Genomic DNA, 13,811 nt, shown 5'->3' on the forward strand with positions numbered 1-13,811 from the left:
GCCTTTCCGGCCGCGCCGCCGTGTGAGATGACCTCCCGCCCGCCTGCGTTACTCCCCGGGTCCGATTCCTGCTACGGATGGCGCCATTCCTGCCGGGGTGCCGACCCCCGGGGACCCCACCTTCTTTCTTCTGGAGCCTGACCCATGCGGATGCTGTTGCCCGGATGCACCCTGCTGATCGCGCTGGCGGCCTGCGGCGGCGGTGACGACACGGCGGGGCCCCCCAAGCCGGTGGCCACCCTGGCCATCACGGGGGCGGACTCGGTGCTGCGGGGCCAGAGCGCGCCCTACGCCGTGGCCCTCCGCGACGCCTCCGGCAAGCTGCTCACCGGGCGGGCCGTGACCTGGGCCAGCCTCGACCCCGCGGTGGCGGACGTCGACAGCACCGGGGTGCTGCAGGTGGCCGACACCGGCACCGCGCGGCTCACCGCCACCAGCGAGGGTGTGAGCGACACCCTGACCGTGACGGCGCACACCGTGGCCTTTGCGCAGGTGGACGCCGGCCCGTACCAGACCTGCGCGGTGACCACCGGGGGCCGGCCGTACTGCTGGGGGCTCTACACCAACAGCGCGTATCCGGTCCCGCTGGCCGATGGCCACGCCTACACCCAGGTGGCGGTGGGCGACAGCATCGCCTGCGGGCTGACCAGCGCCGGCGAGACGTGGTGCTGGGTCGACCCGGCCGCCGGCGCCACGCAGCTGGCGGGCCTCCCGACCCTGGCCTCGCTGGCCCTCAAGCTGGAGCACGGCTGCGGGCTCGAGCCGGGCGGCGCCGCCTGGTGCTGGGGCCGCAACAACAGCGGCCAGATCGGCGACAGCACCTTCAGCAACACCCCGGTGGGCCCGGCCGCGGTGGCCGGCGGCGCCACCTACGCCATGATCACGCCCGGCTCCACCCACACCTGCGCCGTCACCAGCACCGGTATCGGGCAGTGCTGGGGCGGTAACGGGAACGGCCAGCTCGGCATCGATACCATCGCCGGCACCCTGGTGCCGATGGCGGTGGTCGCACCGCCCGCCACCTTCCTGGCCATCGGGGTCAACGTCGTTCACAGCTGCGGCATCTCGGCCGCCGACAGCACCACCTGGTGCTGGGGCGACGGCAACTCGGGGCAGCTGGGGGACAACCAGACCTTCTTTTCCGAGATCCCGGTCGCGGTCCATGGGGGATTCAAGGCCATCGCCGTCGATGCCGGGACATACCACACTTGCGCCCTCGCGCCGGGCGGGGCGGCCTGGTGCTGGGGCAGCAACGACCGGGGGCAGCTGGGCGCCATCGGCATCGCCGAGGATTCGGTGCCGGTCGCGGTGACGGGCGGCCACACCTTTGCCAGCCTCTCCACGGGGAGCGAACGGCACAACTGTGGCCTCACCGCCGGCGGGGTGCTCTACTGCTGGGGCGACAATACCTTCGGCCAGCTCGGGGTGGCCGGCGGCTTCACGCCCACTCCGATGAAGGTGACGGGCCAGCCCTAGCGGGCGTGACGGCCCCGGCGGCAACGCCGCCGGGGCGCAGTCATGAATGCCTGACGTGGAAAGCAGAAATGGGCGCTTGACGGCCGCGCCGGAGCGGCCATTTTCGGGGAGCGGTCCTGTCCTATGTTTTCCGGCCCAGGGATGGGCACCTCCCCCCCGACGGGGGTCCAGGCAGGCGAATGCTGCTCCCCACGCAGGCCGACGTCGACGCCAAGCGCGAGTCCTCCTACCGCCAGCGCGCCACCTTCCTGGTGGTCGGCGCGGTCCTCATCCTCGCCTCACACGTCGTGGATCGGGTCGCAGCCGGCGGCGCCGCGCCCGCGGCGCTGTCCCTGCGGCTGGCCTGGTGCACCCTGCTGCTCCTCACCGCGCTGGCGCTGCGCCGGGGCGGCCCGCTGGCCATCGGCGCCATCCGGCTGGCCGCCCCCTTCGGTTCCGCCGCCATCTTTCTCGGCCTCATCCTGGTCACCGGACGCAGTGGCTCCCCGCTCTTCTCGTTCATCTACGTGCTGGTGATGATGCTGCCGCTGCTGCTCTTCGATGCCCTGCCCTACGGGCTCCTGAGCTCGGGACTGGCGCTGGCGGGAAGCTGGGTGATCGTGGTGCAGGACGGCATCGGGGGCGCCGCGCTCTGGGGCTGGGTGCACATCGGCGCGGCGGCGTTCGCGCTGGGGTGGGTGCTCGCGGTGGCCTTTGCGCATTCGCTGGCCATCGAGCAGGCCGCCACCGCCGAGCGGCAGGCGGCGCTCGACCGGCTGCAGCTCGCGCTGCACGAGAACCAGCAGCTGGTCGGCGACCTGCGTGAGGCGCTGGTCCGGGTCAAGACACTGAGCGGCCTCCTCCCGATCTGCTCCTTCTGCAAGAAGATCCGCAACGACGAGGGCTACTGGGAGCAGCTCGAGGGCTACGTCTCCTCGCACTCCGAGGCCCGCTTCAGCCACTCCTTCTGCCCCCAGTGCATGCAGGAACAGTATCCGGAGCACATGGAAGATTAGGCGGGGCCGGGAGGGCGGTACCGCCTTACCGCCCTACCGCCTTACCGACAACGCCGCACTCACATTCGCCAGCCCCGCCGCGAGCTCCGCGGGCGTGGGCCACCCGAAGCCGATCCGCATGCAGCGATCGTCCCGTTCGAACCAGTGCCCCGGGCCCACCCACGTCTTGTGGGTGCCGTTGAGCTCCTGGTAGAAGCGCGCCACATCCACCCCGGCATCCGCGCGGATGCGGGGGAAGGCCACCACCCCGCCCGCCGGCTCCACCCACTCCATCCGCGGCTCCCCCGCCATCCACTGGCGCAGGGTGTCGCGCCCGGCGCGCACCTGGGCCGCAATGGCCGGCAGTTCCTCCCGCCGCCGGCGATAGACCTGGTACCCGACCTCCTCGTCCAGCACCGCGCCACAGATCACCATCTGCTCCTTGGCGGCGAGGAACCGCTCGTTGAGGGCGCGGTCGCGGGTGAGCAGCCACCCCAGCCGGAGGCCGGGCAGCCCGTACGCCTTGGAGAGCGACGCCACGCTGATCACGTGCTCGCCGAGCGTCGTGGCAAAGGTGGCCGGCGGGTCGTCGGCCAGGTCGCGGTAGGTCTCGTCCACCAGCAGGTGCACGCCGCGGCGGGCGCACAGCGCCGCGATGGCCTCGAGGTCCGCGCGGGGCAGCACCGTGCCGGTGGGATTGTGCGGCGTGGTGAGGCTCACCAGCCGCGTGGCGGGCGTGAGCGCGCGCGCGATGTCGTCGGCGGTGTAGCGCCAGCCGCGCTCCAGCTCGAGATCGATGCAGGTGATGGCGCAGCCGATGGCGCGCGGGGTCTCGAGGTTGGTGGCGTAGTTGGGCCGCAGCACCACCAGGTGGTCACCGGCGCCGAGCAGCGTGGTGCTCACGATGAACAGCGCGCCGGCCGCGCCGGGCGTGAGCAGCACCTGGTCGGGGGAGCACCCCGCCTCGGCGGCGAGCAGGGCGCGGAAGCCGGGGTGGCCGCGGTGGTCGCCGTAGAGCAGCAGCAACCGGTCGAGGTCGAGCGCCAGGCCGAGGTCGCCGAGGCGGCGGTCGCGGATGGAACTCTCGGCGAGGTTGCAGGCGATGGTCTCGTAGCCGGTCTCCTCCGGCGACTCGACCTCGATGGGCATCCGGCGGTATTGCATCGGGGCTCCTACCGGCCGAAGCGGATGCGCACGCCACCCACCGTGAAGGTGACGGTCGCCGGCGCGCCCTCGGGGCCGCGGGTGAACTCCACCGGCGCGTCCACCCCCTCGATGGCCCATCCCCCGTCGGCGGTGGCGACGAGCGCCATCGGCTGGTCGCCGAGATCGAGCCAGAGCCGGCCCAGGCTGTCGCGCACGGTGGCGTCGCCGTAGCGGCCCACCAGCGCCCGGCGCTCCGCCTCGGTGGTGGCCCGGCTGGCGGGCGGTGGCGGCGGCGGGGCCTCCTCCGGCAGCGGGCGCACCCAGACGTTGCGGAAGCGGACCTTGTGTCCGTGGTCCTGCAGCCCGAAGGGAAGGCGGTCGGGGTGCGCCTCGTAGGGGAGCCGGGCCAGCCAGCTGGTAGGGCCGAACAGCTCGACGTTGTTCTGCACCGGCACGCCGTTGTGGAACACCGTGACCCGCGCCGGGGCGAGGAGCGCGCCATCGGCGCCGAAGCGCGGCCGGCGGAAGATGATGTCATAGCGCTGCCAGGCGCCGGGCGGCAGCGAGGCGTTGTAAAGCGGCGGATGCTGGCCGTACATGGCGCCGGCCTGGCCGTCGGTGTAGGTGTCGCTGTGCCAGCTGTCGAGCACCTGCAGCTCGTAGCGCCCCATCAGGAACACGCCGCTGTTGCCGCGGTCCTGACCCTCGCCGTGCGCCGGCGCCGGCGCCGACCACTCCAGGTGCAGCTGCATGTCGCCGAAGGAATCGACGGTGCTGATGGTCCCCGCACCGGGCCGGGCCTCGAAGTACTCCCGGGTGGCTGCCCACCTGGGCGCGGCCCCGTCGCTCCCCACCCAGTGCGCCAGCCCATGACCGTCGAACAGCACCACGGCGCCCGGGGGCGGCTGGTCGGCCCGCGCGGCCGGCACCGCGGCGGCGGTGGCGGGATGGGGGCGGGTCATCTCGTGCACCCGCCAGCCATCGCCGGACTGGGCGGCCAGCGAGGTCGTCGCGAGGGCGAGCAGGGGGAGGGTGGGCAGCCGCTTCAAGCGCATGGGGGTGGGAGAGGGAAAGGGGGAAAAGGGAAACGGGAAGAGGGAAAAGGGAAAAGGGAAGCGGCAATACAATCTACCGCCCTACCGCCACTCCCTCGGGCCCGGGTCGCCGCTGCGCGGCTCCCGAAGGGCCCTCGGTCGCCGCCCTACCGCCTAGATCGACTTCACCCACCGCGTCTCCCAGGGGATCGTGTTGCCGAGGAGGACCAGGCCACCGAAGCACGCGAAGCCGTACAGGTACCGTCCGCCCATCACCAGCAGCAGGCCGATCAGGGAGAGCCCCAGGATGGCGAGGCCGCGGAGGATGCCGGCCTTCTTGCGCACCTGCACCTTGGAGGCGCCGCAGCCGACGCAGACCACGGCCTGGGGGTGCAGTTCGGTCATGCAGAGAGAGCACTGGTTCATGGAGCGCCTCCGGGTGAGGGGACCGGGGAAGCGTGGGAGCGTCGGCTCCAAGGTATCCCGGAGCCGGGGGGGGCGGTAAGGCGGTAAGGCGGTAAGGCGGTAGGGCGGTAGGGCGGCCGCTTCAGCCGCCGCGGAATGGGGCGTCGGTCCGGAGCGCGGTGGCGATCCGCTCGGTCACGTCGGAGAGGTCGAGCGGCTTGGCGATCACCGGTTGCGCCGCCCAGGGCTCGTGGCGGTCCGCGACGATGTCGGGGGTGCCTGACATCAGCAGCACCGGCAGCCGGGGCCAGCGGTCGCTGATGCGGGTGGCCAGCTCCTGTCCGCTCATCACCGGCATGACCAGGTCGGTCAGCGCGAGGTCCACCGCGCCGGGATTGGCCTCGAGGTACTCGAGGGCCACCCGGCCATCCTCGCAATCCACCACCTGGTAGCCCGCGCGGGTCAGGTGGCGCACCAGGATCCGGCGCACCGCCGCCTCATCATCCACCACGAGCACGCTGCCCTCGCCGGCGGGCACGGCGGGGGCCGGCCGGGGGCGGGAGGCCGGCACCGACGGGGCCACCAGCGGGAGCCAGACGGTGACGGTGGTACCCTGGCCCGGCTCGGAGCGGAGCTCCACCCGGCCCCCGGCGCCGCTCACCACGGACTGCACCGAGTACAGGCCGAGCCCGGTGCCCCCGGCACCGCCCTTGGTGGTGAAGAAGGGCTCGAGCGCCTGGGCCAGCACCTCGGACGACATCCCGGTGCCCGAGTCGCGCACCGCGAGCCGGGCCCAGCTGGCCGCCGGCTCGCCGGCCGGCGCCGCCACGTCCAGCGCCACCGCCAGGCTCCCCCCCTCCGGCATCGCATCCCGTGAGTTGAGCGCCAGGTTGAGCAGCACCTGCTCGGCCTGGACCTCATCGAGGCGGACCACGGCGGTCTGCTCCGGCACGGTCACGGTGGTGACGATCGAGGAGGGGAGGAGCGAGGCGAGGGTGCGCTCGATAGCGCGCGCCGCGAGGGCCAGGTCCACGGTGGTGGTCGCGGCGGCGCGGGGGCGGCTCAGGGCGGTGAGCTGCCGGGCCAGGGCCGCGCCGCGGGTGGCCGCGGCGGCCATCTGGGCCAGTTCCTCTTCTCCGCCCGCCGCGCCACGCTCGCGCAGGAAGTGCACGTTGGCCGTGATCACGGTGAGCACGTTGTTGAAGTCGTGCGCCACACTCGAGGCGAGCCGCCCCACCACCTCGAGCTTCTGCGCCTGGCGCAGCTGGCCCTCGAGGCGCACCCGCTCGGTGACGTCGCGGGCGTTGATGACCACCCCGCCGATCGCCGGGTCGGCGGTGCGGTCGGTGGCCACGGCCTCGATGTGCCGGCCAGGGCCGGCCTGCCACCGGACCAGCGGCTGGCTGCCCGGGCTGGCCAGCCACGCCGCGAGGCCACCGGGCGCGTCACAGGTGACCAGGTCGGCCAGCCGCCGGCCGGCCAGCGCCCCCTCGGGGTCGCCGATCATCGTGGCAAAGGCGGGACTGGCGTAGCGCACCGTGCCGTCGGCGTCGAGCACCAGGATGGCATCGGACGACCGCTGCACCAGGGCGCGGAAGCGGGCGTCCTGCGCGGCCCGCGCCTGCGCTTCCATGGCGGACTCGCGCTGGGCCAACACCAGCTGGACGATCAGCAGCCCCATCAGCGCCACCAGCCCGAGCACCAGTCCCTGCAGCGCGGGGTGCTCCAGGTCGGGGCGCGACCACTGGATCAGCGCCAGCGCGCCCACCACGCCGATGGCCAGGTGGGGCACGATCGCGGGCCCCACGGCGTAGGCCGGCAGGGGCCGCCCATCCGCGGCGGTCCGGGCCCGCCAGGCCGCCGACACCACGAGCGTGGCCCCGAAGGCCAGCAGCAGGTCGCCGGTCGGGCCGCTCCACGCAGACCAGATGAGGTAGTCATACTCGTAGATGAGGTCGGCCACCATCGCGGCGAGGGTGCCGACGCTGAGCAGCGCGAACGGCCGGCCGGTCCGGTCGCCGGCGGGCCGGTGCAGGATGGCCACGGCGCCGAGCGCCACCGCCAGCTCGCCGGGGAACACCAGCAGCACCAGCTTGAGGTACAGCCACAGCGACAGCGCCGCCTCCTCGAACCGGAACACCCAGTACCAGGCGAGGATGGCCGTCCCCGTCATGGCGATCAGCCCTTCGACCGCGAGGCGGGCGCGGGCCGGCGCGCCCTGGGGGAAGGTGGTGAAGTGCCAGAGGCCGAGGAGCAGCAGCGGGAAGTAGCCCTGGTAGAGTACCGAGGCCAGCGTCTCGAGCCGGGGCGCGCTGATCAGCCACAATGGCGCCATGAGGGCGGCCGCGACCCCGGAGCAGAGCCACGCCGCGGCCACCAGCCACCAGCCCCGGGCGGTGCGCCGCGGAAGGTCGGTCGCGCGCGCCGCCCGCGCGGCGGCCGCGGCGGCGGCAAAGTAGAGGGGAATGAACAGCAGGTCGTTCCCGAGCCCGCGTTCCACGGCACCGGCGAGCATGGCCACGGCCCAGAGCGCATACGCGACGCCATAGCCCAGGGCCAGCCGCAGGGGCCACGGTGCGGCAGGGCTCGCGGGTCGGTCGAGGGCAGGCATGGGGACTCCGGTCCGGCGTGGAAGGAAGGTCGGAGAATGTGCAGCGCCGCGCGCGCGGGAGCAAGCGGGAACTCGGCGGCTCGACGGCGTGCCTCTTCCCGCTTCCCGCTTCCCGCTCCCCGAAACCCCACCCCTCCCCAGCCGTAGAGCCGCCATCCCCTCTTCTGCCCGGATCCGCCATGCTCGCCACGCTCAGGCAAGATCTTCGTCTCGCCGCCCGGCTCCTGTGGTCGAGCCCGCTGTTTACCCTGGTGGCCGTCGCCTGCATCGCCATCGGGAGCGGCGCGGTCACCACGATCGTCTCCGCCGGCAACGCGATGGTGCTCCGCCCGCTTGCGGGGAGCGATGACGGCTCCCGGCTGATCCGCATCGAGCGCAAGCAGCCCGGCGGCAGCGACGGGGTCTCGCTCTCCTACCCCTGGTATACCGCCATGCGCGACGCCTCGCAGACCCTCGGCGGCGTCGCCGCCTGGGGCAAGGCGTCGCTGGTGCTGCGCGGCGGCTCCGGCCCCGGCGATGCCGTCTACGGCTCCCTGGTGAGCGGCAACCTCTTCGACGTGGTGGGGGTGCGGCCGCTGCTGGGCCGGTTCTTCCTGCCGGAAGAGGATCGCACCGAGCTCAGCCACCCCGTGCTCGTGGTGTCGGAGCGCTACTGGCGCGCGCACCTGGGCGCGGACAGCGCGGCGGTGGGCCGGGACCTGCTGGTGAACGGCCGGCCGTTCACGCTGATCGGCGTGGCGCCCGCCGCCTTTCGCGGCATGGACGACCCGATCCTCTCCGACGCCTGGCTGCCGCTCCACATGCAGCGCGCGGTGCGCCCGCACGCCGGCGGACTCAACGACGCCGGCGACACCTGGCTCCGCGCCGCGGCCCGGCTGCGGGACGGCACGTCGCCCGCGGCGGCCCAGGCCGAGCTCACGGCGCTGGCCGCCCCGCTCATCGCCGGCAGCGGCGAGCCTCAGTGGGCGGCACAGTACTCCGAGCTCCGCGTCTCCCCGCTCACCGGCCTGCCCCCCGACGCCACCGGTCCGCTGGCGCAGTTCCTGGCGCTGCTGCTCGGCGCCGCCGCGCTGGTGCTGGTCATCGCCAGCGTGAACGTGGCCGCCATGCTCTCCGCCCGCGCGGTCAAGCGGCAGCGCGAGCTGGCCGTCCGCTCCGCGCTCGGCGCCACCCCCGGCCGCCTCACCCGGCAGCTGCTCACCGAGATCCTGCTGCTCTTCGGCCTCGGCGCCGCGGGCGGCATGCTGGTGGCCACCGTCGCCACCGCCGCCCTGGAGCGGCTCCCCCTCCCCACCGAGATCCCCCTCGGCCTCGAGCTCTCCCCCGACCTGCGGGTGCTCGGCGTGGCGCTGCTGCTCGCCCTTGGCACCGGGCTGGTGGTGGGCCTCGCGCCGGTGCGGCAGGCGCTCGCGCTCGACGTGGTGACCCGCCTCAAGGAAGGGAGCGCGGGGAGCGGCCGCCGCCGCAGCCTCGGCGGCAGCGCGCTGATCGTGGCGCAGCTCGCCATCTCGCTGGTGCTGCTGGTGGGCGCGGGGCTGCTCGGCCGCGGGCTGCTGCGCGCCGCGCGGGTGGACCCGGGCTTCGAGGTGCAGGGCGTGGCGACGGTGCCGGTGGATGTCGAGGCGTGGGGCCTCGACGAAGCCGCCGGGCGGCGCTTCTTCGACGCCCTCGACCAGCGGCTGCCGACGCTGCCCGGCGTCACCGCGTCCACCTGGGCCACGGAGCTGCCCCTCACCTTCCACAGCAGCGGCGCGGAGGTGGCGCTCGACGGCGCCCGCGAGGCGGTGCCGATCTCGCAGGTGCTGGTGGGGCCCGGCTACCTCGACGTGCTGCGCATCCCGCTGGTGGCGGGACGGGACATCGGGCGCGAGGACACGCGCGAGGCCGGCCGCGTGGCGCTGATCAACGAGACCATGGCGCGCCGGCTGTGGCCCGACGGCGGCGCGCTGGGCCGGAGCTTCCGCTACAACGACCAGCCGGTCACGGTCATCGGCGTGGCGCGCGACGCGAAGTACGCCTCGCTCACCGAGGCCACGCCGGCGCTGGCGTACTTCCCGCTGGCGCAGGAGTGGCGGGCCCGGCGCGCGCTGCTGGTGCGCACCGCGGGCGATCTCCGCGCGCTGGCCCCGCTGCTGGCGCAGGCGGTCCGCGCCGCCGATCCCGCGGCCCCGCGGGTGAGCGTCACGCCGCTGGCCGAGGCGAGCCAGGTGGCGTTCCTGCCGGGCCGGGTGGCGGCGCTGGTGACGGGGGTGCTGGGCTTCGCGGGGCTGTTGCTCTCGGTGGCGGGGCTGTACGGGGTGATCAGCTACTCCGCCGCGCGGCGCACCCGCGAGATCGGGATCCGGCTGGCGCTGGGCGCCGGGCGCCGCGAGGTGCTGGGGCTGGTGCTCGGGGAAGGCATGCGGCTCACCGCGGTGGGGCTGCTGGTCGGCCTGCCGCTGGCCGCAGCCGCGGCCCCGCTGGTGCGGAGCCTGCTCTTCGGGATGCCGGCGCACGACGCGGTGACGTTCGTGGCCATGCCGCTGCTCCTCGCCGCGGTGGCGCTGCTGGCCAGCTACCTCCCCGCCCGCCGCGCGGCGGCGATGGAGCCGTGGAAGGTGTTGCGGGAGGAGTAGCGGTAGGGCGGTAGGGCGGTAGGGCGGTAGGGCGGTAGGGCGGTAAGGCGGTAGGGCGGTAGGGCGGTAGGGCGGTAAGGGGCTCTGTGGCCCCTTTTCCCTTTTCCCTTTCCCTCTTTCCGCTTCCCGCGTCCCCTTCCCTACCCCCGCAACACCGCCTCGATCTCCTCCAGCTCTTCGGCCGCGAAGCCGAGCAGCCTGGCGGCGCCGGCGCAGTCCTCGAGCTGGCTCACCCGGCTGGCGCCGATGATGGCGGTGGTGACGATCGGATGGCGCAGCACCCAGGCCAGCGCCATCTGGGCCAGGGTCTGGCCGCGCCGCCGCGCGATGGCATCGAGCCGACGGGCGCGGGCCACCGCCGCTTCCGTGACCTGTGCCGGGGTGAGGAAGCGCGGGTCGCGGCGGGCGCGGGCGTCGTCGGGGATGCCGCTGAAGTAGCGGTTGGTGAGCAGCCCCTTGGCCAGCGGCGAGAAGACCGCGGCGCCGATCTGTTCCCGCTCCAGCGTGGCGAACAGCCCCTGCTCCGGCTGCCGGTCGAAGAGGCTGTAACGGGGCTGGTGAATCAGGCAGGGGGTGCCCAGCTCCCGCAGCAGCGCGGCGGCCCGCACGGTCTCGGCCGGCGGGTAGTTGGAGAGCCCGGCGTAGAGCGCCTTGCCGCTCCGCACCGCGTGGGCCAGGGCGCCCATGGTCTCCTCGAGCGGGGTCTCGGGGTCGAAGCGATGGGAGTAGAAGATGTCCACGTAGTCGAGCCGCAGGCGGCGCAGCGACTGGTCGAGCGAGGCGAGCAGGCTCTTGCGCGAGCCCCACTCGCCGTAGGGTCCGGGCCACATGTAGTAGCCGGCCTTGGTGGAGATGACGAGCTCGTCGCGCCAGCGGCCGAGGTCTTCCTTGAGGATGCGGCCGAGGGTCTCCTCGGCGGCGCCCTCGGGGGGGCCGTAGTTGTTGGCGAGGTCGAAGTGGGCGATGCCGAGGTCGAAGGCGCGGTGAATGATGGCGCGTGCGGTGTCGGGATCGTCGGGGGCGCCGAAGTTGTGCCAGAGACCGAGGGCGATGACCGGCAGCCGCACGCCGGACCGGCCGCAGCGGCGGTAGAAGCCGGGAGTGTCGTAGCGGGCGGGGGCGGGGGTGTAGGGCATGCGAGGGAAGTTGAGGTGTGGGAGGGAATGGGGAAAGGGGAAGCGGGAAACGGGAAGCGGGAAGCGGGAAGCGGGAAGCGGCTCCGTCGCCTTACCGCCTCTCCCTCGCCCCCGGGTCGCGGCTTCGCCGCTCCCAAAGGGGGCTCGGTCGCCGCCCTACCGCCATGCACCGACAACATTGTCAGGAGTAACAATGCCACGAACGGACCCTGCAGGCCATCGGGACGCCTCACTAGCTTTCCCCGTGGAGTAGAGGCATCCCACCCTCAGGGGAGCTGCGCATGAAGGAGTACCTGCTGGCGACGGACTTCGACCAGACGCTGAGCTTCAACGATTCGGGGCACGTGCTGAGCGAACTGCTCGGCATCGACAACTTCCACGAGCGCATCGCCGGGCTCGCCGACATCCACCTGGTGCAGCAGGGGGCGGAGCTGGCGTACCTGCTGCTGCACGACCCGGAGTACCGCCGCGTCCGCCGGCAGGACCTGGTCGAGGTGGGCAAGCGGATCCGGCTCAAGAAGAACATCCCCCTGCTGGTGGAGCTGCTGCGCGACCTCGACGGGCACCGCTTCGAGCTGTACGTGATCTCCGCCGCGCCGGAGGAGGTCATCCAGTCGGCGCTTGAGGGCGTGGTGCCGCCGGAGCGGATCTTCGGCACCCGGTTCGAGTACGATGACGCCACCGGCGAGATCCGGCGCATCACCCGGGTGGCGGCGGGCTACGGCAAGGTGGTGGTGCTGGAGGCGCTGCGGCGCAGCCGGCCCATCGGGCGCGACCAGGTGGTCTATGTCGGCGACGGCAGCTCCGACGTGCACGTGATGCTGCACGTGAACCGGCTCGACGGGCTCACCATCGCGGTGTCGGAGAACCGCTACCTCACGCCGATCGCCCGGCGCACGGTGCTGGCCGACAACGCGCTGAGCGTGCTGGTGCCGATCCTCGAGGAGATCGTGGGCTGGGACCCGCTCGCCATCCGCACGCTGTTCGAGCGGCACGGGCTGGTGCTGCAGGAGTGGGACAAGGTGCGCACCGACTCGCTCACCATCCGCGAGACGACGGGAGCGGGGACCGATGGGCGCTGACGCGATGCAGTGGATCGGCTGGGCGGCCACCGCGATGACGGTGGCCTCGTACTTCTGCCGCAACCCACGCACGCTCCGGATGGTGCAGGCGGTGGCGGCGGTGGTCTGGATGACCTACGGCGTGATGATCGGCGCGAAGCCGATCATCGCCGCCAACGTGCTGGTGGCGGGCGTCGCGGCCTGGACGACCTGGCGCGGGCCGGGACGGGAGCGGGCGGAGTAACACTACTGGGAAACGGGAAGCGGGAAGAGGGAAGCGGGAAAAGGGAAGCGGGAAGGGGGAAGGGGCAGCCGCCCGCTCCGCCACGCCTCCGTCGCCTGGCCGCACAGCCTGGCCCGCTTCCGCGTCTTTCTGCGGTGCCCACGCCTCCGGCGCCCCTACCGATCCTGGGGCATAGCCCGTCTTGCCCGCGGTGCGCGGCGCCGAGCCCACAGCTTATGGCCATGCCCGTCCCTGCCAGCCCGCCCTCGCTGCTGCCGCGATATTCCGTGGCCGAACTCGACGCCTTCCCGGACGACGGGCCACGCTACGAGATCCTGCAGGGGCACCTGCTCGTGACGCCGCAGCCTGGGGTGCCGCACCAGGTGCTCTCCGCCAGACTGCTCACGGCGCTGTCAGGCTATCTCGGGAACTCGGCCTGATCGTGACGGCGTCGGACCGGGCGGGTGCAGGTGTGAACGCAGGTTCCGACACCCACCTCGAGCCGGACCTGCTGGTCTGCGCGCCGCCGCTGCCGCCGACCGGCAATGGTGGAGTGGATCTCGCCGGGAAGATTGGCTCGCCGTCCGGGAACTCTACAGCCGCGCCTCCCGGCCCCTAAGACCACGGCGGTACACACGGCGGGACGCCGGTGCGGCGCCCTCGGCGTGCGCGAGGTGTGGCTGGTGGACCGGCTGGAGCGCGCCATCCTGGTCTCCACCCCATCCGAGAAGGACCGGCGCGTCACCGACCGGCTCCGGTGGCAGCCCCCCGAAATGGAACAGCCGTTCGAGCTCGCGCTCGAACGGCTGTTCCACGGACTCTAGCGCCCGCCCCGCCCTACCGCACCGGCATCCAGATCGCCGTCCTGGTCACCGCGGTGTGCGTGGCGACCAGTTCATACGCCGCCACCGTGCCCGCGGGGGTCAGCCCCTCCACCACGTAGTACCCGCCCGGCAGGCCGCTCACCGCCCACGCCCCGTTCGCATCGCTGGTCACCCGCGCCATCTCGTCCTGCGCCGCCTGCCCGTGCCGCAGCAGGTTCTGCATGATCCGACACATGGTGACCCCGGGCCCCGCCAGCGCCGTGCTCACCGCGCCAGTGTCAGTGGGCACGGCGGGTGCCGGCCTGG

13 protein-coding genes are annotated in these 13,811 nt (G+C 73.2%); 7 read left to right on the forward strand and 6 right to left on the reverse strand.

Annotation, left to right across the window (positions count from 1 at the left end; genetic code table 11):
- The first annotated feature begins 144 nt into the window (after positions 1-144).
- Positions 145-1,476, forward strand: coding sequence for an Ig-like domain-containing protein (locus IPJ95_00705; GenBank protein MBK7922148.1), 1,332 nt, complete (start codon positions 145-147; stop codon positions 1,474-1,476).
- A gap of 179 nt (positions 1,477-1,655) precedes the next feature.
- Positions 1,656-2,471 (forward strand): hypothetical protein, encoded by an 816-nt coding sequence (locus IPJ95_00710; GenBank protein MBK7922149.1) that lies wholly within the window; start codon positions 1,656-1,658, stop codon positions 2,469-2,471.
- 33 nt (positions 2,472-2,504) lie between these two features.
- Here the strand turns inward: IPJ95_00710 and IPJ95_00715 are convergent, their stop codons facing one another.
- The 4 genes from IPJ95_00715 to IPJ95_00730 all read right to left on the reverse strand — a co-directional run bounded on the left by IPJ95_00715 (position 2,505) and on the right by IPJ95_00730 (position 7,646).
- Positions 2,505-3,614: a pyridoxal phosphate-dependent aminotransferase gene (locus tag IPJ95_00715; GenBank protein ID MBK7922150.1), complete on the reverse strand. Its 1,110-nt coding sequence runs from the start codon at positions 3,612-3,614 to the stop codon at positions 2,505-2,507.
- 8 nt (positions 3,615-3,622) lie between these two features.
- Positions 3,623-4,651, reverse strand: a complete 1,029-nt coding sequence (locus tag IPJ95_00720; protein ID MBK7922151.1) for a DUF1080 domain-containing protein — start codon at positions 4,649-4,651, stop codon at positions 3,623-3,625.
- Positions 4,652-4,804: 153 nt separating this feature from the next.
- Positions 4,805-5,056, reverse strand: coding sequence for a hypothetical protein (locus tag IPJ95_00725; protein ID MBK7922152.1), 252 nt, complete (start codon positions 5,054-5,056; stop codon positions 4,805-4,807).
- Positions 5,057-5,177: 121 nt separating this feature from the next.
- A complete protein-coding gene (locus IPJ95_00730; protein ID MBK7922153.1) occupies positions 5,178-7,646 on the reverse strand; it encodes a response regulator in 2,469 nt (822 codons plus the stop codon).
- Between the two features lie 179 nt (positions 7,647-7,825).
- Between IPJ95_00730 and IPJ95_00735 the strand changes: the two genes are divergently transcribed.
- The gene (locus IPJ95_00735; protein ID MBK7922154.1) at positions 7,826-10,261 is read left to right on the forward strand and encodes an ABC transporter permease; all 2,436 of its coding nucleotides are present in this window, start codon (positions 7,826-7,828) and stop codon (positions 10,259-10,261) included.
- 140 nt (positions 10,262-10,401) lie between these two features.
- Here the strand turns inward: IPJ95_00735 and IPJ95_00740 are convergent, their stop codons facing one another.
- Positions 10,402-11,397, reverse strand: coding sequence for an aldo/keto reductase (locus tag IPJ95_00740; GenBank protein MBK7922155.1), 996 nt, complete (start codon positions 11,395-11,397; stop codon positions 10,402-10,404).
- Between the two features lie 281 nt (positions 11,398-11,678).
- On the opposite strand from IPJ95_00740, the gene IPJ95_00745 reads away from it, so the two are divergent.
- From IPJ95_00745 to IPJ95_00760, 4 genes are all read left to right on the forward strand, one after another.
- The gene (locus tag IPJ95_00745) at positions 11,679-12,479 is read left to right on the forward strand and encodes a haloacid dehalogenase-like hydrolase (protein ID MBK7922156.1); all 801 of its coding nucleotides are present in this window, start codon (positions 11,679-11,681) and stop codon (positions 12,477-12,479) included.
- Positions 12,469-12,702, forward strand: a complete 234-nt coding sequence (locus tag IPJ95_00750) for a YgjV family protein (protein MBK7922157.1) — start codon at positions 12,469-12,471, stop codon at positions 12,700-12,702. The genes IPJ95_00745 and IPJ95_00750 overlap by 11 nt, the downstream gene beginning before the upstream one ends.
- Positions 12,703-12,923: 221 nt before the next feature.
- Positions 12,924-13,121: a hypothetical protein gene (locus IPJ95_00755; protein MBK7922158.1), complete on the forward strand. Its 198-nt coding sequence runs from the start codon at positions 12,924-12,926 to the stop codon at positions 13,119-13,121.
- 225 nt (positions 13,122-13,346) lie between these two features.
- Positions 13,347-13,505 carry a hypothetical protein gene (locus tag IPJ95_00760; GenBank protein ID MBK7922159.1) on the forward strand — a complete coding sequence of 53 codons (159 nt, stop codon included), beginning with the start codon at positions 13,347-13,349 and terminating at the stop codon, positions 13,503-13,505.
- A gap of 13 nt (positions 13,506-13,518) precedes the next feature.
- Here the strand turns inward: IPJ95_00760 and IPJ95_00765 are convergent, their stop codons facing one another.
- Positions 13,519-13,794: a hypothetical protein gene (locus IPJ95_00765; protein MBK7922160.1), complete on the reverse strand. Its 276-nt coding sequence runs from the start codon at positions 13,792-13,794 to the stop codon at positions 13,519-13,521.
- Positions 13,795-13,811: the final 17 nt, after the last annotated feature.

The organism is Gemmatimonadota bacterium, assembly GCA_016713785.1.
In the GTDB taxonomy this organism is placed as follows: Bacteria; Gemmatimonadota; Gemmatimonadetes; order Gemmatimonadales; family GWC2-71-9; genus JADJOM01.